The following is a 23,848-nucleotide window of genomic DNA, read 5'->3' as shown; positions in this document are numbered from 1 at the left end:
TTATGGCAAACTTCGCGGCTATCCGTACCTGAAACGATTTCAATATCTTCTGCTTGAACAGAATAGAGGAACGATCGTGCATAACGTCGTCATCAGCGGCACCGGCCTGTACACCCCGGCCAACAGCATCTCCAACGAAGAGCTGGTGCAGTCTTTCAATACCTATGTACAACAGTTCAACGCGGACCACGCCGTGGCTATCGAGGCCGGTGAAATCCAGCCTCTGGCCGAGTCCAGCGCCGCCTTTATCGAAAAGGCTTCGGGCATAAAAAGCCGCTTTGTGATGGACAAGGAAGGCATCCTTGACCCGCAGCGCATGCGCCCGCATTTGCCGGAGCGCTCCAACGACGAAATGTCGGTACTCTGCGAAATGGCCGTTGGCGCTGCCAAACAAGCGCTGGAACGCGCGGGTAAAACCGCCGCTGACATCGACGGCGTGATCGTGGCCTGCTCCAACCTGCAGCGCCCGTACCCGGCCATTGCCATCGAAGTGCAACATGCACTGGGTATTCAGGGTTTTGGTTTTGACATGAACGTGGCCTGTTCTTCCGCAACGTTCGGTATCCAGACCGCCAGCAACAGCGTCCAGTTGGGCCAGGCTCGCGCGGTACTGCTTATCAGCCCTGAAGTATGCACCGGCCACTTGAATTTCCGTGACCGTGACAGCCACTTTATCTTTGGCGATGCCGCGACCGCGATAGTGGTCGAGCGTGCCGACCTGGCAACGTCCGAACACCAGTTCGACATCGTCAGCACTAAACTGCTGACTACGTATTCGAACAATATTCGCAACAATTTCGGCTTCCTCAACCGTGCATCCGACGAGCCAGCTGACAGCCCGGACAAACTGTTCGTACAAGAAGGGCGCAAGGTCTTCCGCGATGTCTGCCCGATGGTGGCTGAACTGATCGGCCAGCATCTGCAGGAAAACCAGCTGGACGTGGCGCAAGTCAAACGTTTCTGGTTGCATCAGGCCAACCTGAGCATGAACCACCTGATCGTGCGCAAGCTGTTGGGCCGCGAAGCTTCGGTCGAAGAAGCTCCGGTGATTCTCGACACCTATGCCAACACCAGTTCGGCCGGTTCGGTGATTGCCTTCCACAAGTACCAGGACGACTTGCCAAGCGGTTCGCTGGCGGTGCTCAGCTCGTTCGGTGCCGGCTACTCGATTGGCAGCGTGATTCTGCGTAAACGCTAAGGTCACAGCTGGTTTGTGGTGGGAGCGGGCTTGCTCGCGATACAGGCAGCGCGGTCTGACAGGCAAACTGCGGTGATGCTATCGCGAGCAAGCCCGCTCCCACACAGAAAAATCACTTTCCGGTTGCGGAGACCTGCATGGCAACTGTTGACGACGCTGACCTGCTCAAACGTCTGCTTAACGGCGAGCAACAGGCCTTCCGCGAGCTGGTCACTACCTATCAAGGTGCCATGCGCGCTGTGGCCTATGCGATCGTCGGCAATCGCCATGCTGACGAAATCGTTCAGGACGCCTGGCTGTCAGTGGTGCGCAACCTGTCCGGGTTCGAAGGCCGTTCGAGCCTGAAAACCTGGCTGCTGACCATCACGGCCAATGCGGCGAAACAACGCTACAAGCAAAATCGTCGTGAAGTGCTGCTCGACGATTTGCCTTCGCCCCACGGTACTGTCGACGATGAGCGGTTTTCCAGCGATGGCCACTGGTTGCTTGCCCCTTATTCCTGGCATCAGGACAGCCCTGACGCATTGCTCAGCGAAGATGAGTTGCGCGAATGTCTTGAGCAAACGCTCCTCAGTCTGCCGCAGTTGCAGAGCAGTGTGCTGGTGTTGCGCGAGCGCCAGGGGCTCGAACTCGAAGAAATTTGTAATATTCTTGAGATATCGCTCTCTAATGTCCGGGTGTTGATACATCGCGCCCGACTCAAAGTCTTCGCGACCGTGGAACATTTCGAGGAAACTGGCGAATGTTGACCTGCAAACAGCAAGTAGCGGTCTCAAGTGACTATCTGGATGGCCAGCTGAGTTTTCGTCAGCGGTTGTTGGTACGCCATCATTTGCTGTTCTGTCCGAACTGCAGGCGTTTTATCAGGCAAATGCGTTTGTTGAGGGGCACGTTGCAAAAACTTCCCGAACCGCCACCGGAGGATCTGGAGCAGACGGTTGAGCGAATGATGCGCGAGCAGTCGCGCTGATGGCGGGGCATGAACGAGAACACTGTCGGTGGATGTGATGGGGGCCGACGGCATCCTCGCTCTGCTTTTACGGCACAAAACGCTGAATGACTTCAGCGTTTTGTCTATTGAGTAAACCTTTCTTTTAGAACTTGGCTTCCAGGTCCAGCTGCAAGGTGTTGGCCTTGGCATCTTTCTGGGTGGAGGTCGCGTAGTCGGCCTTGGTCAGGAAGTAGGTCACGCCGACACCGAAGTTCTTGTCGATTTCATAACCCACTTTGAACTTGTGACCGCGGGAACCGGTAGTACCGTTGGCGAAGTCAGAATCGGTGAAAGCGCCGACCACGGCGTTACGCTGAATATCGCGGTAGTTGTAGTCCAGGCTGAAGGCGTTGAGCTTGGATTTGAAACCCACCAACCAGGCATCATCCTGATCGCTGTCGGTGGCAGCGTTATGCACGTATTGGCCGTACAGCGACAGCGGCACGGGCAGGTTGGCGATATCGACCTGGCCGAAGCCTTCGTACAGGCGGAACTCGTCAGTGCTGTTACCGTTGACGCCGAGTGCACATGGGGTGGTCTTGGTCCCGGTGGTCGGGCACTTGCTGTCCTTGTCGTTGTTGTAGCTGTAAACGCTGCCGCCCAAGGTCACTTTCAGGCTGTCGGTAGGGGCGAAGCGAGCACCCAGCTGGCCGGCGTACAGGCTCAGGTCGTGCTTGAATTGCACGCCTTCGCCGTCAACGTTGTCCTTGAGGGTGTAGTAACCGGCGCTACCAAACATTTCGACGCCGCTGTTGCCCAGGTTGTGTTTGTAAGTGGCGGCCAGACCTTCCGGGTTGATATCGCTATCCCAGATTACATCGCCCATATTGACCCACGGCTGTGGCATCTTGCCGGCAATCAGGTGCAGGTCCTTGACGGCGGTCGGGTGGTAGTCGATGAACGCCATGTCCAGCCACAGTTGCTTCTTGTCGAAGTAGTTGTCCAGATCCTGGTTGGTGGAACGTGCATCGTCACCGCCGCCAGTGGCGATACGGATACCGGTATTCACCTGCGGGTTGATTTCGGTATAGGCGCCCAGGCGAGCACGAATACGTTGGCGGTCCTTGTTCTTGCCATCGGATTCGCCGTCGATCTTGACGGTTTCCTGACGAACCCGTACATCCCCCTTGAGTTCGGTTTTGGCGGCCCAGGCGACTTTCTGTTCGAAGGCACTGAGATCGGATTTTTTCACCTGGTCGGCGGCAGCTTCTTGCTTGGCTTGATTCTCACTGGCGAGTTCAGTTTGCAGCTCGGAGTACTGTGCAGGCGAAATAGAGCCGTTGGCTTTTAGCATTTCGAGCAGTTTGGCATCGACCGCAGCGCTGGCCGGAACGCTCATGGCCAATACCAGGCCACCACACAGTCCCGCAGCAACCCGTGTAGATACAAGACGCATTATGAATCTCCCAGTGCTGAGATGGCCCTAGCCACCCCAAGAAAAATCGGCCCTTTACGGGCTCACGTTAACGAGGCTTGGCGTGTCATGAGCGTGTTGGCAAACAGGTCGCTCATAACCCCGTGTTCTAAGAAGCGGCGTCAGTATCGCGGGTGGATATGACAGAAAAGTGGCAGACTGATAGCAAGTCTGTGACAGTGAAGCGATTCAGTGGTTGGGTGATACCATCGCGTCTACGCCGCGCCTTGAGGACTATTAATGCCGCTTCAACGACTCGACAGCCTGTCCACCATCCCCGCCCATGAATGGGATGCGCTGGTGCCGGTGGCCCAGCCTTTTTTGCGCCATGCCTTTCTCAGTACCCTGGAAGACAGTGCCAGCCTGGGCCCGCATTCAGGCTGGCAGCCCGAGCATTTACTGCATTATGAAAATGGGCAGTTGCAGGCGGCGTTGCCCAGTTATCGAAAATGGCATTCCTACGGTGAGTACGTGTTCGATCACGAGTGGGCGCAAGCCTGTGAGCGGGCAGGTATCGAGTACTACCCCAAGCTGCTTGCGGCAGTACCGTTCAGTCCGGTCAGCGGCCCCCGGTTGTTGGCCGCCCGTGCCGAGGACGGGCTTGAGCTGCTGGCGGCCTTGCCCGGTTATCTGCAGATCGAAGGGTTGTCCAGCGCCCATATCAATTTCACCGACCTGCTGGCCGATACGGCGCTGGCGCAACAACCCGGCTGGATGCAACGGCTGGGTTGTCAGTTTCACTGGCAGAACCGCGGGTACCGGGACTTTCAGGATTTTCTCGATGCCCTGAGCTCACGCAAGCGCAAACAGATGCGCAAAGAGCGTGAGCAAGTGGCAGGGCAGGGGTTTGAGTTTGAGTGGCTGGAAGGCCAGCAGGTGAGTGAAGCGCAATGGGATTTTGTCTACGCCTGCTACGCCAACACCTATGCTGTGCGACGGCAAACGCCGTATCTGACCCGGGATTTCTTCAGCCTGCTGGCCGAGCGCATGCCCGAATCGATTCGCGTGGTGCTGGCCAAACAGGGTTCGACCCCGGTTGCGATGGCGTTCAGCCTGATCGGCGGCGACAGTCTCTATGGTCGCTACTGGGGATGTCTTGGCGAGTTTGACCGCCTGCATTTCGAGACGTGTTTCTACCAGGGCATGGATTACGCTATCGCCCACGGTATCAGGCGTTTTGATGCTGGTGCTCAGGGCGAGCACAAGCTGATTCGCGGCTTTGAACCGGTGATCACACACTCATGGCATTACCTGCGCCATCAGGGCTTGAAGGCGGCCGTAAGTGACTTTTTGCAGCGTGAGCGGGTCGGTGTGCTGGCGTATGCTGAAGAGGCGAGGTCGGCGCTGCCATATCGGCAGGCCTGACCCTCGCGTCCGGCCGTTTAGCTGCCTTCCTTGCCCAGCCAGCGATAGACCAGTGCGCCAATGGCCGCACCCAGCATTGGCGCCAACCAGAACATCCATAACTGCTGAAGCGCCCAGCCGCCCACGATCAGCGCCGGGCCTGTGCTGCGCGCCGGGTTGACCGACGTGTTGGTCACCGGGATCGAAATCAGGTGGATCAGCGTCAGCGCCAGGCCGATGGCCAGAGGGGCGTGCCCCGCGGATACCCGTTTGTCAGTGGCGCCCATGATGATCAGGATAAACATGGCGGTCATGGTGATTTCACAGATGAGCCCCGACACCATGGAGTAGCCCCCGGGTGAGTGGTCGCCATAGCCATTGGCTGCGAGCCCGCTGGCAGCCAGATCAAAGCCGGGTTTGCCACTGGCAATCATGTACAGGAGCCCGGCAGCAATCACGCCGCCGAGGATCTGGGCAATGATGTAGGCAGGCAGTTCTTTTGCAGGAAAGCGTCCACCAACCCACAAGCCGAACGACACGGCCGGGTTGAGATGGCAACCACTTATATGGCCGATGGCAAAGGCCATGGTCACCACGGTCAAGCCAAATGCCAGAGCCACCCCCAGCAGGCCGATGCCGACATCAGGAAACGCGGCTGCGAGCACAGCACTGCCGCAACCGCCCAATACCAACCAGAAAGTACCCAGCAACTCAGTGACGGAACGTTTGAACAAGGTCATGGAGGAGATCCCGGATGGATAAATCCATCGAGCAATTGAAGCGGCGTTGCCTCCTGCGATTTACTACAGGATTCTCCCGAATCCTTTACTAATTACAGCACTCGCCGGTTTTTTTTCCAGTGCCATAAAAAACGCCAGCCCCCTTTGAAATCGGGGGCTGGCGTTGTGCTCCACGCGCTTTGCAGCTAGCGCTTTTTTGGTTCAGTCGATGCCGACAAAACCACCGGTCTGGTGTTGCCACAAACGCGAGTACAAGCCACCTTTGGCGAGCAGCTCGCTGTGGGTTCCGGATTCAGCGATACGGCCGTTTTCCAGGACCACCAGACGGTCCATCCGTGCAATGGTGGAGAGGCGGTGGGCGATGGCAATCACGGTTTTGCCTTGCATCAGGGTTTCCAGGCTTTCCTGGATCGCGGCTTCGACTTCGGAGTCCAGTGCCGAGGTGGCCTCGTCCATGATCAGGATCGGAGCGTTCTTGAGCAGCACGCGGGCAATGGCGATACGCTGGCGCTGGCCGCCGGACAGCTTGACGCCGCGCTCGCCCACATGAGCGTCAAAACCGGTGCGGCCCTGGGCATCGGATAGCAGCGGGATAAACTCATCGGCCCGGGCTTTGCGCACGGCTTCCCACAGCTCCTCGTCGGTGGCGTCCGGCTTGCCGTACAGCAAATTGTCGCGGATCGAACGATGCAGCAGCGAGGTGTCCTGGGTAATCATTCCGATCTGTTCGCGTAAGCTTTCCTGCGTCACTTCGGCGATGTTTTGATCGTCGATCAGGATGCGACCGCCTTGTAGGTCATACAAGCGCAACAACAGGTTCACCAGGGTTGACTTGCCGGCACCGGAAGGGCCGATCAGGCCGATTTTTTCACCGGGTTTAATTACCAGGTTGAGGTCGCTGATGATCCCGCTGCGCTTGCCGTAGTGGAAGTCAACGTGTTCAAAACGCACTTCGCCACGGTTGACGATCAAGCGTGGAGCCTGGTCGCGGTCAGTCACGGCGACAGGTTGGGCGATGGTCTCCAGGCCGTCCTGAACCATGCCGATATTTTCAAAAATGCCGTTGACCACCCACATGATCCAGCCGGACATGTTGACGATACGAATCACCAGGCCGGTGGCCAGGGCAATTGCGCCGACGCTGATCAGCGACTGGCTCCACAGCCACAGCGCCAGGCCGCTGGTGCTGACGATCAGCAGGCCATTCAGGCTGGTGATTGCCACGTCCATGCTGGTGACCACGCGACTGGCCAGTCGGGTTTTTTCGGTTTGCTCGATAATGGCTTCGCGCGCGTACTGCTGCTCAAAGTTTGTGTGGGCGAACAATTTGAGGGTGGTGATGTTGGTATAGCCGTCGACGATGCGGCCCATCAGTTTGGAGCGTGCATCAGAAGATACCACCGAGCGTTCCTTGACCCGTGGTACGAAGTAATACAAGGCCCCGACATAGCACAGGATCCAGGTCAGCAGGGGGATCATCAGGCGCCAGTCGGCTTCGGCAAACAGCACCAGCGAGCTGATGGCATAGATCAGGACGTGCCACAGCGCATCGACGGCCTGTACCGCCGAATCACGCAGGGAGTTGCCGGTTTGCATGATGCGCTGGGCGATGCGCCCGGCAAAATCGTTCTGGAAAAAGTTGAGGCTTTGCTTGAGCACATAACTGTGGTTTTGCCAGCGGATCATGCTGGTCATGCTGGGGCTCAGGGTCTGGTGCACCAGCAGGTCATGCAGGCCGAAGAACACCGGGCGGATGATCAGTGCGACCACGGCCATCCAGATCAGCTCACCGCTGTGGACCTTGAAAAAGTCAGTATTGGGCGTGCCCTGGGTCAGGTCGATCAGCGTGCTCAAGTAGCTGAAAAGCGATACTTCGATCAGTGCCGCGATCAGCCCGACCACCAGCAAGGCGGCAAACACGGGCCAGACCTGGCGCAGGTAGTAGAGATAAAATGCCCAGACAGTGCTGGGCGGAGCCGGAGTGGGGGCTTCGCGAAAAATATCGATCAGTTGTTCGAAGCGACGATAGAGCATTGGCACTGACGCCCGCAGCGCGGGCTCTCCTTATAGTGGTGTGACCGGCAGAGCAAAACACGGTCGCTGCAGGCGAAGGCAGCATAGCCGTCTGCGGCAGCAGCGACCGTGTATTGTTTCCAGTCAGCGCTTCCTGCGTGATAGCGCCTGTCAGTCGATACGCTTGGCCGACTTGATCAGTACCGGATCGATGGGCACATTTTGCATGCCTTGTTTGGTGGTGGTTTGCGAGTTGACGATCTGGTCAACAACGTCCATGCCATTTACCACCTTGGCAAAAACGGCGTAACCGGCATCACGGCCCGGGTCCAGAAACGCATTGTCTGCCACGTTGATGAAGAATTGACTGGTGGCCGAGTTCGGATTCGACGTGCGTGCCATCGACAGGGTCCCGCGAACGTTATGCAAGCCGTTGCTGGCTTCGTTCTTGATCGGGTCGCGGGTCTGTTTTTGCACCATCTGCGACGTAAAACCACCACCTTGCACCATGAAACCCGGGATCACGCGGTGAAAAATGGTGTTGTTGTAAAAGCCGCTGTCGACATACTTGAGGAAGTTGTCAGTGCTGATCGGAGCCTTGACCGGGTCCAGTTCGATTTCGATCTTGCCAAAGCTGGTATCCAGTACCACGTGAGGCGCTTTGGCAGTTTCAGCCGCCATAAGGTTGGCAGCGAACAGCAGGGCGCCAGCGGCAAGAGCAATTTTTTTAAGCATGGTTCAGTGATCCTGAAAAGTTGGGTGACCGTTCTATGCCGCACCGTCAGTGAAGCTGGGGGGCATTGAACCAGTGCCCGTGCCACATCTTGCAATGGCAGATGTTCACGGGCGGCGGGTGTTGGACAGGATATTCTCGAATCAGGTTCCTGCCCACTGCTCATCACGCTTGCTGCGGTGCGGCGAAAGGTGCCTCGAGCGGTGCCGTGTCGAAAGTTCGCAACAATTCGACAAGGATTTGAGTTGCCGGGCCCAGGGGTTTGTCCTTGTTGGCGTACAGGAAAAACACCGGGTGACGATTGCCGCCCTGGTTGAGCGGCAACGGCTTGAGGAGACCTTCCTTGAGCTCGCGCTCGATCATGTGCCGTGGCAACCAGGCAAACCCCAGCCCGCTGCCCACAAAGGCAGCCGCCGTGGCCAGGCTGCCGACGGTCCAGCGCTGCTCGGAGCCCAGCCAGCCAACGTCGCGTGGTTGCTGGCGCCCGGAGTCACGAATCACCACTTGTAACTGGCTTTCGAGGTCCTGGAAATGCAACTCGCGTTGCAGGCGATGCAACGGGTGGTCGGGATGGGCCACGGCGACAAACTCCACGGTGCTCAACTCGGTACCCAGGTAGCCGGGAATATTGAAGCTGCTGATGGCCAGGTCAGCCACGCCTTCGAGCAGCACTTCCTCGACGCCGGAAAGAACCTCTTCACGCAGACGTACGCGACAGCCCCGGCTTTGCGGCATAAAAGCGGTCAGGGCGCGCACCAACCGGGCGTTGGGGTAGGCTGCGTCGACGACCAGGCGCACCTCGGCTTCCCAGCCTTGCTCCATATGATGGGCAAGGTCTTCGAGCTGGCTGGCCTGCTTGACCAGTTGCCGGGAGCGACGCAGCAACACGCCACCGGCTTCTGTCAGCACCGCCTTGCGTCCGTCGATGCGCAGCAGCGGCACGCCGAGCTGGTCCTGCATGCGGGCCACGGTATAGCTGACAGACGACTGTGAGCGGTGGAGAACTTCAGCGGCTTGTGCGAAGCCTCCGTGGTCGACCACAGCCTGCAAGGTGCGCCATTGATCAAGGGTCACGCGGGGCGCTTTCACAATGAATTCCTCTGATTTTGGAGTGGTTACAGGATACCGTTAAACAAACAGATTTATAGATAGGTTGTAGCAGGTAATTGCGCTTTTTTATCGAATCAATGACCCCTAATCTTGGCTCCATTCTTACAGCATTTACAGATGGAGCTTGTCCGCCATGTCCAATGTTCTGATCATTGAAAGTAGCGCCCGCCAGCAAGGCTCGTTTTCCCGTCAGTTGACCCAGCAGTTCATCAGCCAGTGGCAAGCAGCCCATCCGACCGATCAGGTCACCGTTCGCGACCTTGCCCTGCACCCGGTACCGCACCTTGATGCCAACCTGTTGGGTGGCTGGATGAAGCCCGAAGCACAACGCAGTGCAGACGAGCACGCCTCCCTCAAGCGCTCCGATGAGTTGACCGACGAGTTGCTGGCCGCTGATGTACTGGTGCTGGCGGCGCCCATGTACAACTTTGCGATACCGAGCACGCTCAAGGCCTGGCTGGACCACGTATTGCGCGCCGGGGTGACCTTCAAGTACACCGAAACCGGTCCACAGGGGCTTTTGACCGGCAAGAAAGCATACGTGTTGACGGCTCGCGGCGGGCTATATGCGGGTAGCACCTCGGACCATCAGGAACCATATCTGCGTCAGGTCATGGCCTTTGTCGGCATTCACGATGTGACCTTTATCCATGCCGAAGGGATGAACCTGGGCGGTGACTTCCAGGAGAAAGGTTTGAATCAGGCCAAGGCCAGGTTGTCTGCCATCGCGTAGTCTGTTAATCGACAGATAATCGCCCGATGGCTTAATTGTTTCATTGCTCCTTCAAGCATGCGGTTCGCGCATCGAACCTCCCTTTGCACTTTATTGAGTGCCCGTGCCCGATCAGCCTTTGCGCTGGATCGGGCTTTTTTTGTCTGGAGCATTTGTTGCGTACAAGCATGTTCACGCCTTTCAAGTGCGCTATGTATCTATCTTTTTACAGGTCCATGCTCTGTTAGCTTTGCCCTTTAATTGTTTTGCCCGGGATCCTTATCGGATGGCAAAACATCACTGATTAAGGGCTGTGTGCCATGTCCATGCTTTCGTCCCGCCCAGAGGCGCAACTCCAAAGAGAAGCGCTGGCCATTGCCGGCCACCTATCCCGACAGCCCACTTTTCTTGCGGCCGCCAGAGATTCGTTTCGCACAACGTTGCACCGGCGCTTTGCGTTTGTGTCACAAGCATTTGACCTGGATGCAATGCATGTCACTGATTATCGGCTTGTGTGGAATCAGGATCAGACCGAGCAGGTTGCCAGTCCCGCCACTTCCCGGACTCTGGGTGAGGAACTGAGTCGATATCTGGCGAGCCGTGAGCTGCCGGTTTTTCAGGGGTTGGTCGGTATCTTCGACAAGGCGGGAGTCTATGGGGATCTGGGGGCGCGCATTGTTGGCGGCGACAATACCGGCAGTGAGCTCGTGGCCATGTTGCAGGATGTAGGTGTCCGGGCCAGCTTGAACTACCAGCAACAGGTAGCGGCTTTTTATAGCGGTACACCGCTGGACGGGCTCAAGTCGGCCATGACTGTTGCCTCGCCCCATGAGCTGGCAGGTGTCGATCCGCAGCGACTTGTTTTCGGCGTCCTGGGGGTATCCGGCCATGAATGGGAGAGCCGCAGCATTGTCCAGCTGTTCGCGGCCTACAGGGAGAGCGGCGAGTTGGCTGCGCATCCGGACGGCATGAGCACGGACGGCCAAATGACTGCCTGGACATACCCTGCGGCCAGTGCGGGCCATTTTTATCGCAGTCACTCCGGTCTGGAGAAGCCTGGGGTTCTGCTTAAACTTCTGCAGGACGCCGATAATCGCTATGCCCGTGACCTGCCGATGAACGAGCCTCTCAAGGCCTGGCTGGCACAAAGAATGGCCAGGCAAAGGGCCGCTGAAGCCAATCTGCGTTTGCACGACGGCACCTTGACGGCTGAAGGGGCGGCCATGATCAAGGGGATAACCGGCGGCGTGCGCGATGCGATGGATCTGCACAGCCCCGGCGTGTATGAGCTGTTTCTGCGGGTGCCTGAAATCGAGGCCCGGGTTGCCGGATGTCTGGTTCTTACCAGCAGTCCGCGGGATCTGCCTATCTACAGTCCTGCGGGTGTCATCCTGTTGATTGCAGGTCAGGGACTGATCGAGTTTTCCTCGGGCAGTGAGTTCAGTGACTGCATGACGCTCTGGCTGGATCAACCACAAAACCATCCCTGGTTGCGAGCCGGGGTTGCGTTGGGCCACCGGGACGCTGTTTTTGCCCATCGTCCACGTGCGCTTGTGGACTATCCGGGTGTACCCGGCGGCGATGCCTTTGCCCACTGCCTGACAACACTGCTGAGCTGGCAGCAGGACAGTTGTACGCATCTGATCCGTTCTGGCTCGGTGGAGCCCCTTTATCTGGAGCAGGCAATTGATCTCAGGGCCAGGTTTCGTGTCGGGCATGCGCTGCAGGTGTGCGAGTCAGCCCGACAGGGAAAGCACATCGCGCAAGCGTTCAGGAACACCGCCCTGAATGACGGGTTGGTGCAGGCATTCCCCCTGATCCAGCCACTGGTTTCACCATTCGATATGGACAGTCTGAATCTCAAGGGTTACCGCGATGACAGCAAAGTCACAGATCTGTCAGCCGGGAGGATAAATCCAGAGCATTTGCAGCTTGTCAGTACCAGTCCGCTCGGCGATGTGCTACGTGAAATGGTTGCCAATCTCGAGGCATTCAACGTTTTTGCCCAAGCAGATCTTTTCTTTATCTGTGCAGGTGACAATTGCATCGAAATGGCAGCGCAGGAGTTTCGTGAAAGCATACAGGCTCTTGTTCGCCCATTGAGGTACATCGCTGTCGAGTACCAATTGCCTGTAGCACCCGAGGCGGTGCCAGATGAACCGATAAACACGTTCAAACAGCAGGCAGACGCTACCTTGGCGGACTTGCAGGCTATGTCCGAAATGCTCAAGCAGTCTGCTGTACCGTCTTCGCGCAGGCTGCGTCCAGCCATGCATTCAGAGCTGCAGTGCGCCATCAGTGAGGTAATTCGCCAGTTTCAGTTGTTCAAGGATGACTTGCGTGGCGAGGCTATACAGGTGCTGTACCAGCGCCTGCCGCTTGCAGAAACACTGCCGGTCAGACTGCGCGGGCATCTGGAGACCTACCTGCAGGGTGACGGGCAAACCTATCTTTTTGATTACGGTGAGTCTGTAACTCTGCCGGAAATGCTCGAGTACTACCGTGTCATTCCGGCTGGCCCAACTACGGCTCCTGCCAGGCTGCAGGCACTGAACGATCTTGAAGAGCAGTATGCAGTTCGGTGTATGGGTATGGAGCGGGGCACGCCCCTGATTGACTGCCTTCTCACTGCGGATCAGGAGCGAAAGCTGCTGAATGCCGTCAAGGGTTTTATATCGTCCCGGCAGCCTTCACAAGGTGTTAACGCTCTGCCGCCGCTGGAATTGCTGGCACATTACCTGCCTGATTTTGACCCTGCCCGGTTCGCTCACACCAGGCCTGCAGTCGCGCTGCAACAGCTGCTGACTTCAGAATGCGGTCAGTGTCTCGGTCGCGAATTGCTCAAGGTCCTGGGGTGGCATGGCGCACGCGATGGTGAGACCAGCCCGGTGACGCTATGTACCCAACTGGTCTGGAAGACTCTTGTGCTTCGATACTCGCAGGCTGGTGAAGTGGCCGGTTACGATTTGCACTCGGATCGTCTATGGGGCAGGACCTATGCGTGGATCCGCAGCGATTTTGAGACCTTTTTGCTTACTTCGCGACAAGCTGCATCCTCGGCGTTTGCCGCGTTGCTGGCGCGGTTGTTGCGAACGGCCATGCCACCGGATTTCAGTGTCCGCGATATTCCTGGCGAACTGACTTACGGTTCGCCCAGTTGGGTCAACTTGCGCCATGGTGCCGAACTGGCGCATGCCATCGAGCCAGGCTCGACACTGCGCATGACATTTCAGGAAGTCATCCTGTTGCCTGGCAAGCAGGGGCAGGGGCTCGTTTTTTCCGCCAAAGCAAACGAGCAGGAACAGGTTCTGCTCCGCGAGAAGTCTTCAGCCATTCTTGCCTTGCGCCTGCCTCCACTGATGGCCTGGGCGGCCCTGCATGGCGTTGTACCTAAAATGCCCCTGGCTGCTTATTCCAGCGTGGAGATCCAGCGCGCAGTACAAGCGCTGGATGCGTATGAACACGCGATTTTCAAAGCAACCAATGACCTGTTAAAACCTGCCCCCAACAGGTTTGAAATTGCAAAAAAAGAGCTGGCCCGGCGCGGCCTGAATCCCTATTTCAGCGAGTTCACGGCTGCCAGGGGCAGAATGCCGCTGTTTGAGCTTTACGCTGCCGGCAAGCATCTGGAGCTGGATTTTCCGCCCTACACATCAGCCACCATACCGAGTGCCGAGGAGGTTCGTGCAAGTGCCGAGCGCTTCTCACGGCTCAAGAAGTTGCCGGTGAATATCGAGCTGGAATTCAACCGGCAGTACAATGCCTATGAAGCGGCGCTGGTGGCAGCACAACAGGCGGTTGTCAGGTTTTTACTGGACAGCCTGCCCCCGCGGCAGCGTCAGGACATTGAATACAGCCATGTCAGGGTATTGCGAGTCAGAGCTGAAAGTACCGGCAGTGTCAGTGAGGACAGCCCCGAAATCACGGACTCACTGATGTTGCGTCAGGGGTTTATTCTCGAAGTGTGCAAAAAAGAAACCTGTGATCTCTACGAGATTTTCCCAAGGGCGCTGCACATACAAGAGAGTCCAAGGCTCAAGCCATTGCTGGTAGGAGGCGTAATCGCTCCAAAGAAAATCGGTATTCACACCTGGGTCCACACTTTTCGGCATGGCACGGTTTTGAATATTGACGAAAATGCCTATCGGACCGGGCACAAACCCATGCCCCATGAGACCTCCCGATCCAGGCTGATTATTGAGGAGCTTGGTAGCGTGCCAGCGGGAGACGAGACGAGCAGTCATCTGCCCGATACGTTCAACTCCTTGCGCAGCAAACAGATTGCCAGGCTAATTCCGCTCTATATCGACAAGGGGCAAGCTCGTGCGGCTGCCCGGGGAGTGACGGCTTTTGACCAGGCACATCCTGCCCTGTCATTGCTAAAGGTGATTACGCCATTTTGGGGGGGCATCGAGGATCTGCTTTCGGATGATCAGAAACGCAGAGCTTCGGGGGCATTCGGGATGCTCCTGGACCTGCTGTTTTTGGTCCCCGTCGTAAGATTTGCCGGGGGGGCAGTGCGGGTGATCAACCTGGCTGGAAAGATCGGCTTCAAGGCCGTGTTGCCCCGGATGGGCAAGCTCGCCAGAACCCTGCTGGTGTCTCTGGCTCAGGAGCTGAACCCCCTGGATGGCTTGCCCCGTTTGCTCAAGTGGAGCGGTGTCAAACTGCTTGAGGGTGGTGCTTGTCTGGCTGAGAAAGGTCTCGGGCACTTCAGGCAAGTGACCAGCCTTTCAAGCGTGGCGCGTTACGACATTAAACAGGGGCTGGTAACGATCGCGGATCCCGGGGCCTGGAAGCCTGTGGCTCAGGGCGATGAGCTGCGTACGGTCAGTGATGTTAAAAACGTGCAGGTTCGCAACACGGGCAGCGTCACGACCAGTGATTACCGCCTGATTGATCCTGTATCCAGTCTTCCCTATGGGCCGCGCTTGGCCTCAGGCGCCCGGTCAGTACATTTCGGCCAGCAAAAATTCTTTGTTTCTGCCAGCCCTGATCTTCCCGATGGTTATTACTTGCTGCGAGTCAGAAGTCCTGACAATCCCTCGCAACTGCTCAGCAGCGGGGTAATTGCCAAGCCTGAAGCGGGTGCTGCGGGGCAATGGAAAAGAAGAGGGATCAAGGGCGGGGGGGATGAAGTGCCAGAGACCGCCAGTTTGCATACCTGGAGACTGCAGGACGATAACGGGCTGGCCTCATTGGGGGACATGACCACATTCCGGCGCAGCGACGTTTCATTGAAAGGGCGGCAGCCCGATACGACAACAGGTGTCCATACCTTCGACAATAGATCCTATATCGCGGTTGGAGATCCGCCCGAGGCTTATGAGGTGGTGCGGGTCAGAAACAGATTCTGGCAGTTGCATACGGATGGTGAACAGGCTGGCCCCTTTGTTGCGTATAGGCCAGCTCAGGGCCAGACCTCAGGTGTCTGGGACCTGGCCCCGCAGATTACTCTGCAACCCAAGCCAAGATCGAAATGGGAGACCGCCCCCGAGATCCTGTTCACCCCGGAGCCGGACGGGCCGCAGCTTTACCGCAACCTGAACAAGCTGCCGACGAGTACCCCCTGGCAGGTTGAGAGCGGCATCGACTTCAAGCGAATTGAGCAGGAAATCCGCACCCGGTTCAATGTCGAACTGGAGGGCGTTGAAGTCATTTCGACAACGGCCAGTGATTTGGCGGTCAGGATGGATATCCCCTACGACGCGGCCTCTACGAAAGCCAGCCCTGTCGCCTGGACCTCCCCGCAAGGCAAGATCCATATCGCCACGGATCATCCGGATTATGTGGTAAACGGTCTGGTGGACTCCGACAAGGTGCGCTCCACGGTAGTGCATGAGTATGTCCATGCGGCCTCTCATCGCAGAGCCGGTTTGCAGGTCATTTCCGGGGAGGGGGTCAATTATGACGAAAGTGTGGTGGATTATTTCGCGGAAAAAATCTACTCGCAGATTTATCCCGGACGGCCCTACAAAAGCGGCTATTTCACCGCGGACGGAGCCCTGTGGCACGGGCAACTGGTGCCGTTTATGAGTCAAAGCGCAACCATGAACCTGGTTGAGATCCAGCAGGCACTCTTTCACGATCCGGCGTTGTTCAGGCCGCTGGGCCCGGACGCCTTGCAGGAATGGAAGCGGCTGACCGGTTTCTAGTGCTGTGCGCCCTGAGGTCTCAATTGCCCTGGAGCGGATGAGATTGGCAAGCCAGCATTTTACTTCCCCGGCAAACCCGCTAAGGTCGCCCATTCTTTCGGATTCGCCACGGCGTAAACGAACAGGCAACTACGGTTTTTGAGCGAGAGATTCATGGGCTATCTGTTAATTGTTACCCTGATTCAGGCGTTTTCATTCAGCCTGATTGGCGAGTATCTGGCGGGGCACGTCGACAGTTACTTTGCGGTACTGGTGCGTGTGGTACTGGCGGGGCTGGTATTTATTCCGCTCACACGCTGGCGTCAGGTCGAACCCGGTTTCATGCGCGGCATGCTGTTGATCGGGGCGCTGCAGTTCGGTGTCACCTACGTCTGTCTGTACTTGAGTTTTCGAGTGCTTACGGTTCCGGAGGTGTTGTTATTCACCATCCTGACCCCCCTGCACGTGACCCTAATCGAGGATGCAATCAACCGCCGTTTCAACCCGTGGGCGCTTGTTGCGGCACTGGTCGCCGTTATGGGGGCTGCGGTCATTCGTTTTGACACCATCAGCCCCGAATTTTTCAAGGGCTTCCTGCTCCTGCAACTGGGCAACTTCACTTATGCCGCCGGTCAGGTGATGTACCGGCATCTGGTCGCCCGCTACCCGAGCGATTTGCCGCATTACCGGCGCTTCGGTTACTTCTATCTGGGTGCGCTGGCTGTGGTACTGCCTGCTTTTGTGTTGTTCGGCAAAGCCGATTTCTGGCCTGAAGCCCCCTTGCAGTGGGGAGTGCTGGTGTTTCTGGGGCTGGTCTCCACTGCACTTGGCCTGTATTGGTGGAACAAGGGCGCTTGCATGGTCAGTGGCGCGACCCTGGCGGTCATGAACAACGTGCATGTGCCGGTGGGTCTGTTTTTCAGCCTGTTGATCTGGAATCAACACGAGCCTCTGGGGCGGTTGTTCCTGGGCGGGCTGGTGATATTGATTGCCGTCTGGATAAGCCGGCTAGACCGCAGGGCTGTGACGGTCTAAGGTCAATCTCAGTCCATCTATCGCCTTAAGGGAGAGTCGGAATGACAGTCAGGGTGTTGATCTTGCCGGGCCTGTTCAATTCAGGAACAGAGCATTGGCAATCTCACTGGGAGCAGCGCTACAGCGGTTTGCATCGGGTCAAGCAGGACAATTGGGAAACCCCCGCCTGTGTTGACTGGGTGCAGAACCTGCATAAAAAAATCACCAAGAGCGAGCGCCCTGTAGTGCTGGTGGGTCACAGCCTGGCGTGTACGCTGATAGCCCGCTGGGCCCAGCAGCACCCCAAGGAGGCAAGGCGGGTGCGCGGGGCGTTGCTGGTGGCGCCCAGTGATACCGAGGCCGACAGCTACCCGGCCGGGACCTCAGGCTTTAGCCCCATGCCGCTCAATACCCTGCCTTTTGATGCGATCACCGTAGCCAGTACCAACGACCCCTATGTCACCCGCGAGCGGGCCGAGGCCTTCAGCCAGGCCTGGGGGAGTGAACTGGTATGGTTGGAGAATGCCGGGCATATCAATGGCGAAGGTGGCTATGGCACCTGGCCGCAGGGCATCGAGTTGTTGTTCAAACTCACTGGCGACCCGCAGTTCAAGCACGCCTGAACATGTAGCCGCTGACGAGACAAGAGGCTGCGACAAGCCCCGCAGGGCTTTCAGATTCTCGCAGCCTCTCTGTACTCCTCAGCGGCTACACATCACTCTTCGATCGGTATTCTGGTCAACAGCCCCTTGCGCAGGTCATTGCCGCTTGGTTGCTGGTACACGCTTAAACCGAACTCGGGCAGTACTGACAGCAGATAGTCGAAGATATCGCCCTGAATGCGTTCGTATTCGTCCCACACAGTGGTTCGGGTAAAGCAGTACACCTCCAGGGGTACGCCTTGAGGCGTGGTTTGCAGTTGGCGCACCATGCAGGTCATGTTCGGCTGGATATCGGCATGGCTTTTCAGATAGGCAAGGGCATAGGCGCGGAAAGTACCGATATTGGTCATGCGTCGACGGTTGGCTGACATGGCTGCCACGTTGCCCTGGGCTTCATTCCAGCTTTTGAGTTCGGCTTTCTTGCGATGCAGGTAGTCGCTCAGCAGGCGCACTCCCTCCAGACGTTGCTCCTGCTCATCGGTCAGGAACGCAACATCGCTTGCGTCAATAAACAGGCTGCGCTTGATCCGCCGGCCGCCGGACTGCTGCATGCCGCGCCAGTTCTTGAACGACTCGGACATCAGGCGCCAGGTGGGTATCGAGACAATGGTCTTGTCGAAATTCTGAACCTTGACGGTATGCAGGGTGATATCGATCACATCACCATCGGCCCCGACCTGAGGCATTTCGATCCAGTCGCCAACCCGCAGCAAGTCGTTGCTGGTTAACTGTACGCTGGCCACGAACGACAGCAGGGTATCCTTGTAGACCAGCAGGATAACCGCAGACATTGCCCCCAGCCCGGAAAGCAGCAGCATTGGCGAGCGGTCGATCAGGGTCGCGACAATGATGATGGCCGAGAACACATACAGCAACATTTTGGTCAGCTGAATGTAGCCCTTAATCGGGCGGGTCTTGGCGTAGTTGGTGCGCGAATAGATGTTGAGCAAGGCGTCCAGCAGTGAACTGATAACCCGCGTCAGTACGAAGATGGTGATGGCCAGCGCCAGGTTGCCAAGGAAGTGGCGACCGTTGTCGCTCATGTCCGGCACCAGATTGCGCCCGAACTGCACTATCAGCGAGGGAGTCAGTTGCGCCAGGCGATGGAACACCTTGTGTTCGCGTAAATCATTGATCCAGTGCAGGGCCGGTTGGCGGCCGAGCATTTTGGTCACGCGCAGGATAATAATGCGTGCGATATGACCGGCCAGCAGGGCGACGCCCACGAGAACGATCAGGCCCAGTATGGCCGAAACCCAGGGATGTTGATCCAGATTGGCCCACAGGTCCTGGATTTGGCTCCAGAGTGCTTGAGTATCCATAAGCTAAAACGATATCCGGTAATAAATGGCCATGGGATTAGAGCACTTCAGGGCGATTTGTGGGCCCTGATTGGACTAAAGACCCTAAAAAACCATTTGTTTCACGCCGTTCGTGCAAAGTAACTCGGCCTTGGCGCTCGAAACCGTTACTCTATGCCGCTGATTTTTTGTATTTCTTCGAGGTAGCACCCGTGTTTTCCGATTTCGCCCTGCACGAACGCCTGCTTAAAGCTGTGGCCGAGCTTAAATTTGTCGAGCCTACGCCTGTGCAAGCAGCGGCCATCCCGCTCGCGCTCGAAGGGCGTGACCTGCGGGTTACAGCTCAAACCGGGAGTGGCAAAACTGCCGCTTTCGTACTGCCGATTCTGAATCGTCTGATTGGTCCTGCCAAAATCCGCGTCAGTATCAAAGCGTTGATTTTGCTGCCGACCCGCGAGCTGGCACAGCAAACGCTAAAAGAAGTTGAGCGTTTTTCGCAGTTCACGTTCATCAAGTCCGGTCTGATCACCGGCGGTGAGGACTTCAAGGTTCAGGCGGCCATGCTGCGCAAGGTGCCGGATATCCTGATCGGCACCCCTGGCCGTTTGCTCGAGCAACTGAATGCCGGCAACCTCGACTTGAAAGAAGTTGAAGTTCTGGTACTCGACGAAGCCGACCGCATGCTCGACATGGGTTTCTCCGAAGACGTGCAACGTCTGGTCGATGAGTGCCCGAACCGTCAGCAAACCATGCTGTTCTCGGCCACCACCGGTGGTTCGGGCCTGCGTGAGATGATCGGCAAGGTACTGAACAACCCTGAGCACTTGCAGCTCAACCAGGTCAGCCAGTTGAACGCCACCACGCGTCAGCAGATCATCACTGCAGACCACAACCAGCACAAAGAGCAAATTGTTAACTGGCTGCTGGCTAACGAGACTTATCAAAAAGCCATCGTTTTCACCAACACCCGTGCCATGGCTGACCGCATCTACGGTCGCCTGGTGGCTCAGGAGTACAAGGCGTTCGTCTTGCACGGTGAAAAAGACCAGAAAGACCGCAAGCTGGCCATCGATCGCCTGAAGCAGGGCGGCGTCAAGATTCTGGTGGCTACCGACGTGGCGGCCCGTGGTCTGGACGTTGAAGGCCTGGATCTGGTGATCAACTTCGATATGCCTCGCAGCGGCGACGAGTACGTTCACCGTATTGGTCGTACTGGCCGTGCGGGCAATGATGGCCTGGCGATCTCGCTGATCTGCCACGGTGACTGGAACCTGATGTCCAGCATTGAGCGCTACCTGAAGCAAAGCTTCGAGCGCCGTACCATCAAGGAAGTCAAAGGCGTCTACGGCGGCCCGAAAAACGTCAAGGCTTCGGGTAAGGCTGTTGGTGTGAAGAAGAAAAAGACCGACGCCAAGGGCGTCAAGAAGAAGTCGGGCGCCAAGGCACCGACCAAGCGCAAGATCGCCAACCGCCCGAAGACCGACGCTCTTTCGTTGGTCAGCAAGGACGGCATGGCGCCGCTCAAGCGCCGCAAGCCAGAAGCACCAGCGGCTGAGTAAATCGCTGGCATGGCTCACAAAAAACCCGGCCTGCGCCGGGTTTTTTGTTGCCTGAAACGCCGCAGATTTTGTGAGCGCCGCAATGTCTGCAGGAGCTGGCTTGCCTGCGATGGTGTCATCGTGGGGTGACTGGGAAACCGCGCCGTCTGCATCGCGAGCTAGCCCGCTCCGACAAAACCCGGGCGTTTCAGTAGAACGTCCGCTCGGCCTTAAATGTCAGTAAGCCATCACACTGGGTGTTCTGTCCTGAGTAGGCAGAGCAGTCGCTGCCGTCCAGGCTGGAATCGCTGTAGATCACGTTGAGGTCAATGCCCATCCAGGGGCGCGAGAGTTTGATCGACCAGTCATTGAATGCGCGTACGCTGCCACCGTCGGCAATGGACACCGGTGAGCCCAGTTGGTGGGTGGTGTATTTCATGCTTACGCCGATGCCAAAGGGCTGGTTGACCCCCAGGTCGGCAAACAATGTGCTGTCGCGGCGCCCCGGATCATTGCTGAAGGCGGCGCCAAAGCGCGTGCCCAGCACGGTGAGGCCTGCAAAGATCTGCTGGCTGTCCAGTGAGTCGACTTTGGGGTAGCTGTAATGGATCACCCCCAGCTCATAGCTGAGGGTCTGGTCAAAGGGGCGCTTGTAACCCAGATACGAATCCACTTCCAGGTTGCTGCCAGGCTTGATGCCCATGGTGGGCGCCCATTGCCCGACATACCAGCCGCTGTCGTGGGTCAGGTCCAGGCCGCCATGAAAGGTCGAGCCGGGGCTGGTGGGCTTGACCAGGCCCTGGGCCATGCTGCGGCTGGGCTGGGTGGCCAGCTTCAGGTCGAAGTCGCCCAGCTCGCGGGAAAACACCTGTGCGTCTGCAATGGTGCTGGTCAGCAGCGTGCTGGCCAGCAACACCGTCCGTGTCAGCATGATCGGCTCCATATTTGGACTCAAAGGCTTGATTCAGAGCCTTCGGAGCATACGCAGGAATATCGGCAACAAAGTGCCGTTCGTCGATTTATCGATGCGAATCGGGGGCGGGGCAGGGGAACAAAGGGGATAAATCGAGAGTCCTAGCGCCTTGAAGGGCAAAGCGCATAAGGACCAGATGAAGCGAGGGGGTATTACTTCTTGCCGAGCGTGATTTGCTTGGACGGGCCGAAAGTTTGGCCGCTGACGCCTTTGCTGATTTGCTGAATCTCGCCGCCGGATTTCAGGAATGCTTCGATTTGAGCATTGATGGAATCACTGGTTTCAACAGCGGGAGCTGGCTTTGCTTTGCTGGCGGATGCTTTTACACGCATGGCGGCTATTGACCTGTAGAAAATAACTTGGCCAGTGATAGTACCTGAAATACTTGACAATTGCTTGTTAAATATCTTCGTAAAATAATATCGGTGCAGTATGAGTCAGCATGAACGACTGCATAATTGTCGGCTAACTCGCTGTTTTAATTCATAACGCGGGAGGTTTTGTATACGTGTCCGGCCGTGCGCAGATGGCCTTTGAGCATCCGCCAGGCTGACGAGTGGCGTCCAAGGCGCGTTGGAAAAACCTGATAAATCAAACCTTTCGCAGATTTTTTGGATGGCGGGCTGCGGCACTCCAATTTGCCCCCCTAAACTCGGGTAGAATGCCGCCTACGTAATGAGGGTATTGGACATGGCTTTAATCGGTCGCTACAACAGTTTGCAAGTGGTTAAACATACAAACTTCGGTTTGTATCTGGATGGTGGGGCTGACGGCGAAATCCTGTTGCCCAATCGTTATATTCCAAAAGATATTCCCAGCGAAGATGAAGACTGGCTCAACGTCTTTGTTTATTTGGACAGCGCTGACAAGTTAATTGCCACCACTGAAAAACCAAAAGTTCAAGTCGGTGAATTTGCCAGCTTGAAAGTGGTTGAAGTTAACAGCATCGGCGTATTCCTCGATTGGGGTTTACCAAAAGATTTGCTGTTGCCGTATTCCGAAGAAAAGCGCCAGATGACCGCCGGCGAATATGTCGTGGTGCACGTCTACCTCGACAAGCACACGCGTCGTATCACCGCGACTGCCCGTCTGGACCGCTACCTGGACAAAACCCCGGCCAATTATCAGGTCGGCCAGGAAGTTGATCTGTTGGTGGCCGAGGCCACGGACATGGGCTTTAAAGCCGTGATCAACAACAAGCACTGGGGTTTGATCCACAAGAATGAAATCTTCAAGTTCATGCGTGCGGGCAAGCAGGAAAAGGGCTATATCAAGGAAGTCCGTGCGGACGGCAAGATCAGCCTGAGCCTGCAACCGGTTGGCCAGGAAGCAGCCAGCAGCCTGAATTCGAAGATCCTCAGCAAGTTGCGCGACAACAACGGTGTGCTCGCCGTGAGCGACAAAAGTGCCCCTGAAGTCATCAGTACTCATTTTGGCGTCAGCAAGGGCAACTTCAAGAAAGCCATTGGTGCGCTCTACAAGGAAGGCAAGATTGCGATCCACCCGGACCGTATCGAACTGATCTGATCCAACACGAGGGGCTGGCGACATGAGCAAGGCAGTGTGGGCGTATATTGGTGCGTTACTGGCTTTTCTGGTGCTTGACGGCCTGTGGCTGGGCCTGCTTATGAGCTCTACCTATAAAGAGCTGTTGGGTTCGTTGATGCTGGCTCAACCCAAGTGGGGCCCGGCCATCGTGTTTTACCTGCTGTATGTGCTGGGCGTGGTGTTCTTTGTGGTATTGCCGGCCCTTGCCCGGGCCAGTGCGCGCAGGGCTGCTCTGGCAGGTGCGTTTTTCGGGCTGGTGGCTTATGGCACCTATGACATGACTAACTGGGCCACGCTGCAAGGCTGGTCGCCCCAGTTGGCATTGATGGACATGGCCTGGGGCGGGTTACTGACCTGTCTTGCAGCCCTGTCGGGTTATTGGGCGGCACGCAAGCTGGCGTCCTGATTGTTTTCGACCTTTTT

The 23,848-nt window shown here is 57.1% G+C and carries 19 protein-coding genes; 11 read left to right on the top strand and 8 right to left on the bottom strand.

The window, feature by feature from the left end; all coding sequences use genetic code 11:
* Nucleotides 1-76 precede the first annotated feature (76 nt).
* From GHN92_RS15255 to GHN92_RS15245, 3 genes are all read left to right on the top strand, one after another.
* Nucleotides 77-1,198 (top strand): beta-ketoacyl-ACP synthase III, encoded by a 1,122-nt coding sequence (locus GHN92_RS15255; RefSeq protein WP_095018937.1) that lies wholly within the window; start codon nt 77-79, stop codon nt 1,196-1,198.
* A gap of 137 nt (nt 1,199-1,335) precedes the next feature.
* On the top strand, nt 1,336-1,947 hold the full coding sequence (locus GHN92_RS15250; RefSeq protein ID WP_095002678.1) for an RNA polymerase sigma factor: 612 nt from the start codon (nt 1,336-1,338) through the stop codon (nt 1,945-1,947).
* Nucleotides 1,941-2,168 (top strand): anti-sigma factor, encoded by a 228-nt coding sequence (locus GHN92_RS15245; RefSeq protein ID WP_095002677.1) that lies wholly within the window; start codon nt 1,941-1,943, stop codon nt 2,166-2,168. Before GHN92_RS15250 ends, GHN92_RS15245 begins: the two co-directional genes overlap by 7 nt.
* 124 nt (nt 2,169-2,292) lie before the next feature.
* On the opposite strand, the gene GHN92_RS15240 is transcribed toward GHN92_RS15245, so the two are convergent.
* Nucleotides 2,293-3,585, bottom strand: a complete 1,293-nt coding sequence (locus tag GHN92_RS15240; protein ID WP_165446539.1) for a putative porin — start codon at nt 3,583-3,585, stop codon at nt 2,293-2,295.
* Between the two features lie 258 nt (nt 3,586-3,843).
* Between GHN92_RS15240 and GHN92_RS15235 the strand changes: the two genes are divergently transcribed.
* Entirely contained in the window at nt 3,844-4,968 is a 1,125-nt protein-coding gene (locus GHN92_RS15235) for a GNAT family N-acetyltransferase (protein ID WP_095026948.1), read from the top strand.
* A gap of 17 nt (nt 4,969-4,985) precedes the next feature.
* On the opposite strand, the gene aqpZ is transcribed toward GHN92_RS15235, so the two are convergent.
* The 4 genes from aqpZ to GHN92_RS15215 all read right to left on the bottom strand — a co-directional run bounded on the left by aqpZ (nt 4,986) and on the right by GHN92_RS15215 (nt 9,522).
* Nucleotides 4,986-5,687: an aquaporin Z gene (gene aqpZ, locus GHN92_RS15230; RefSeq protein WP_095002674.1), complete on the bottom strand. Its 702-nt coding sequence runs from the start codon at nt 5,685-5,687 to the stop codon at nt 4,986-4,988.
* Between the two features lie 201 nt (nt 5,688-5,888).
* Nucleotides 5,889-7,721: an ABC transporter ATP-binding protein gene (locus GHN92_RS15225; RefSeq protein WP_095002673.1), complete on the bottom strand. Its 1,833-nt coding sequence runs from the start codon at nt 7,719-7,721 to the stop codon at nt 5,889-5,891.
* A gap of 150 nt (nt 7,722-7,871) precedes the next feature.
* A complete protein-coding gene (locus GHN92_RS15220) occupies nt 7,872-8,435 on the bottom strand; it encodes a peptidylprolyl isomerase (RefSeq protein ID WP_095002672.1) in 564 nt (187 codons plus the stop codon).
* 163 nt (nt 8,436-8,598) lie between these two features.
* On the bottom strand, nt 8,599-9,522 hold the full coding sequence (locus GHN92_RS15215; RefSeq protein WP_095002671.1) for a LysR family transcriptional regulator: 924 nt from the start codon (nt 9,520-9,522) through the stop codon (nt 8,599-8,601).
* Between the two features lie 154 nt (nt 9,523-9,676).
* Between GHN92_RS15215 and GHN92_RS15210 the strand changes: the two genes are divergently transcribed.
* The 4 genes from GHN92_RS15210 to GHN92_RS15195 all read left to right on the top strand — a co-directional run bounded on the left by GHN92_RS15210 (nt 9,677) and on the right by GHN92_RS15195 (nt 18,026).
* A complete protein-coding gene (locus GHN92_RS15210; RefSeq protein WP_095002670.1) occupies nt 9,677-10,276 on the top strand; it encodes an FMN-dependent NADH-azoreductase in 600 nt (199 codons plus the stop codon).
* 299 nt (nt 10,277-10,575) lie between these two features.
* Nucleotides 10,576-16,410 (top strand): hypothetical protein, encoded by a 5,835-nt coding sequence (locus GHN92_RS15205; protein ID WP_153380526.1) that lies wholly within the window; start codon nt 10,576-10,578, stop codon nt 16,408-16,410.
* Between the two features lie 153 nt (nt 16,411-16,563).
* Nucleotides 16,564-17,424 carry a carboxylate/amino acid/amine transporter gene (locus tag GHN92_RS15200; RefSeq protein WP_095002668.1) on the top strand — a complete coding sequence of 287 codons (861 nt, stop codon included), beginning with the start codon at nt 16,564-16,566 and terminating at the stop codon, nt 17,422-17,424.
* Between the two features lie 41 nt (nt 17,425-17,465).
* A complete protein-coding gene (locus GHN92_RS15195; protein ID WP_095002667.1) occupies nt 17,466-18,026 on the top strand; it encodes an alpha/beta hydrolase in 561 nt (186 codons plus the stop codon).
* 92 nt (nt 18,027-18,118) lie between these two features.
* Here GHN92_RS15195 and GHN92_RS15190 read toward each other — a convergent pair whose 3' ends face one another.
* Nucleotides 18,119-19,387, bottom strand: coding sequence for a mechanosensitive ion channel family protein (locus GHN92_RS15190; RefSeq protein ID WP_133143754.1), 1,269 nt, complete (start codon nt 19,385-19,387; stop codon nt 18,119-18,121).
* 191 nt (nt 19,388-19,578) lie between these two features.
* On the opposite strand from GHN92_RS15190, the gene GHN92_RS15185 reads away from it, so the two are divergent.
* Nucleotides 19,579-20,925, top strand: coding sequence for a DEAD/DEAH box helicase (locus GHN92_RS15185; protein WP_095002665.1), 1,347 nt, complete (start codon nt 19,579-19,581; stop codon nt 20,923-20,925).
* Between the two features lie 187 nt (nt 20,926-21,112).
* Here GHN92_RS15185 and GHN92_RS15180 read toward each other — a convergent pair whose 3' ends face one another.
* On the bottom strand, nt 21,113-21,835 hold the full coding sequence (locus GHN92_RS15180) for a TorF family putative porin (protein WP_095002664.1): 723 nt from the start codon (nt 21,833-21,835) through the stop codon (nt 21,113-21,115).
* Nucleotides 21,836-22,029: 194 nt separating this feature from the next.
* Entirely contained in the window at nt 22,030-22,209 is a 180-nt protein-coding gene (locus tag GHN92_RS15175) for a hypothetical protein (RefSeq protein WP_016781632.1), read from the bottom strand.
* Nucleotides 22,210-22,567: 358 nt separating this feature from the next.
* Between GHN92_RS15175 and GHN92_RS15170 the strand changes: the two genes are divergently transcribed.
* Nucleotides 22,568-23,404 carry a S1 RNA-binding domain-containing protein gene (locus GHN92_RS15170; protein ID WP_095002663.1) on the top strand — a complete coding sequence of 279 codons (837 nt, stop codon included), beginning with the start codon at nt 22,568-22,570 and terminating at the stop codon, nt 23,402-23,404.
* A gap of 22 nt (nt 23,405-23,426) precedes the next feature.
* Entirely contained in the window at nt 23,427-23,831 is a 405-nt protein-coding gene (locus GHN92_RS15165) for a DUF2177 family protein (protein WP_095002662.1), read from the top strand.
* The last annotated feature ends 17 nt before the right edge of the window (nt 23,832-23,848 follow it).

It is taken from the genome of Pseudomonas sp. FSL R10-2964, assembly GCF_009600035.1.
Lineage (GTDB): Bacteria > Pseudomonadota > Gammaproteobacteria > Pseudomonadales > Pseudomonadaceae > Aquipseudomonas > Aquipseudomonas bubulae.
Note: the sequence above shows the minus strand (reverse complement) of the source record. Positions and strands in the feature narration are given on the sequence as shown.

Coding starts and splice junctions, on each gene's coding strand:
- GHN92_RS15250 (WP_095002678.1), top strand. CDS start 1,336: ATGGCAACTGTTGACGACGCTGACCTGCTCAAACGTCTGCTTAACGGC.
- GHN92_RS15245 (WP_095002677.1), top strand. CDS start 1,941: ATGTTGACCTGCAAACAGCAAGTAGCGGTCTCAAGTGACTATCTGGAT.
- GHN92_RS15240 (WP_165446539.1), bottom strand. CDS start 3,585: ATGCGTCTTGTATCTACACGGGTTGCTGCGGGACTGTGTGGTGGCCTG.
- GHN92_RS15235 (WP_095026948.1), top strand. CDS start 3,844: ATGCCGCTTCAACGACTCGACAGCCTGTCCACCATCCCCGCCCATGAA.
- aqpZ (WP_095002674.1), bottom strand. CDS start 5,687: ATGACCTTGTTCAAACGTTCCGTCACTGAGTTGCTGGGTACTTTCTGG.
- GHN92_RS15225 (WP_095002673.1), bottom strand. CDS start 7,721: ATGCTCTATCGTCGCTTCGAACAACTGATCGATATTTTTCGCGAAGCC.
- GHN92_RS15220 (WP_095002672.1), bottom strand. CDS start 8,435: ATGCTTAAAAAAATTGCTCTTGCCGCTGGCGCCCTGCTGTTCGCTGCC.
- GHN92_RS15210 (WP_095002670.1), top strand. CDS start 9,677: ATGTCCAATGTTCTGATCATTGAAAGTAGCGCCCGCCAGCAAGGCTCG.
- GHN92_RS15205 (WP_153380526.1), top strand. CDS start 10,576: ATGTCCATGCTTTCGTCCCGCCCAGAGGCGCAACTCCAAAGAGAAGCG.
- GHN92_RS15200 (WP_095002668.1), top strand. CDS start 16,564: ATGGGCTATCTGTTAATTGTTACCCTGATTCAGGCGTTTTCATTCAGC.
- GHN92_RS15195 (WP_095002667.1), top strand. CDS start 17,466: ATGACAGTCAGGGTGTTGATCTTGCCGGGCCTGTTCAATTCAGGAACA.
- GHN92_RS15190 (WP_133143754.1), bottom strand. CDS start 19,387: ATGGATACTCAAGCACTCTGGAGCCAAATCCAGGACCTGTGGGCCAAT.
- GHN92_RS15180 (WP_095002664.1), bottom strand. CDS start 21,835: ATGCTGACACGGACGGTGTTGCTGGCCAGCACGCTGCTGACCAGCACC.
- GHN92_RS15175 (WP_016781632.1), bottom strand. CDS start 22,209: ATGCGTGTAAAAGCATCCGCCAGCAAAGCAAAGCCAGCTCCCGCTGTT.
- GHN92_RS15170 (WP_095002663.1), top strand. CDS start 22,568: ATGGCTTTAATCGGTCGCTACAACAGTTTGCAAGTGGTTAAACATACA.
- GHN92_RS15165 (WP_095002662.1), top strand. CDS start 23,427: ATGAGCAAGGCAGTGTGGGCGTATATTGGTGCGTTACTGGCTTTTCTG.